The 1230-nt window shown below is 57.9% G+C and carries 1 protein-coding gene; it reads left to right on the top strand.

Annotated features, from left to right (window positions below; translation table 11 throughout):
- Positions 1 to 81 precede the first annotated feature (81 nt).
- A protein-coding gene (locus tag HW556_RS18350) for an IS3 family transposase (RefSeq protein ID WP_394354146.1) occupies positions 82 to 1190 on the top strand; the annotation gives its coding sequence in 2 pieces (ribosomal slippage) (positions 82 to 343 and positions 343 to 1190; 1110 coding nt in all).
- Positions 1191 to 1230: the final 40 nt, after the last annotated feature.

Genomic DNA, 1230 nt, shown 5'->3' with positions numbered 1-1230 from the left:
TGACCTCCCCCCAATAAACTAGACCATGCTGAAGTAGAGAAATCAGGCCCTTGTCGTATCTTAAACCAAGAGACATGTGCCATGAAAAAGACAAAGTTTACCGAGGCCCAAATCGTGTTTGCGCTACGCCAGGCCGACACGGGCGTGGCCGTCGCCGAGGTCTGCCGGAAGATGGGCATCAGCGAGGCCACCTATTACAACTGGAAGAAGAAATACGGCGGGCTGGGCGTGCCCGAGTTGCGCCGTTTAAAACAGTTGGAAGAAGAGAACCAGCAGCTCAAACAGCTGGTCGCGGATCTGAGCCTGGACAAGCAGATGCTGCAGGACGTACTCAAAAAAAAGTTCTGAAGCCCGTGCAGCGTCGCCACGCGGCTCAACACTTACGCGACGCCTATCGCATCTCGATCCGCCGAGCCTGCCAGCTCGTATCGCTACAACGGTCGAGCTGGTATTACCAGCCGCATGGGCGGGATGATACGGTGCTGCGCCAGCGGTTACGGGAACTGGCCCAGATACGGGTGCGCTACGGTTGCCAGCGCCTGTTTACGCTGCTGCGTCGAGAAGGCTGGCCCGACAACCACAAGCGCGTCCACCGCCTCTACTGCCTGGAAGGGCTGCATTTACGCAGCAAACGGCCCAAGCGCAGCCGGGCTGCGGCGCACCGCCTGGAGCGGGTTGAATTACAACGGCCGCATCAGAGCTGGAGCATGGATTTCGTGGCCGATCAGCTCTTCGATGGGCGCAAGATCCGGGCCTTAACGATAGTCGATAATTTTAGTCGCCAGTGCCTGGCCATTCACGTCGGGCAGTCGCTGAAAGGCGACGACGTGGTGGCCATAATGAGCCACTTGCAGCAAACGCTGGGCGTCGTACCAGAACGCATCCAGGTCGACAACGGCAGCGAGTTCATCAGCAAGGCGCTGGATAAATGGGCCTACGAGCAGCAGGTCACACTGGACTTCTCGCGGCCCGGCAAACCGACGGACAACCCCTATATTGAGTCATTCAACGGTAGCTTCCGGGACGAGTGTTTGAATGTGCATTGGTTCCTATCGCTAACCGACGCGCAGGAGAAAATCGAGCAGTGGCGGCAGGAGTACAACGGCTTCCGACCCCACAGTTCGCTCCAGAATTTAACGCCCGATCAAGTAATGGCAGCAGCCAGTACTGTCGAGCTTCAGAACGCCTGATCCTCTATCTCAGGCCGGTCCAGCAATTGGGAGGAGGTCA

This window comes from Hymenobacter terrestris, from assembly GCF_013377905.1.
GTDB lineage: Bacteria > Bacteroidota > Bacteroidia > Cytophagales > Hymenobacteraceae > Hymenobacter > Hymenobacter terrestris.
The sequence above is the reverse complement of the archived record's forward strand: the minus strand, read 5'-3'. Positions and strand labels throughout refer to the sequence as shown.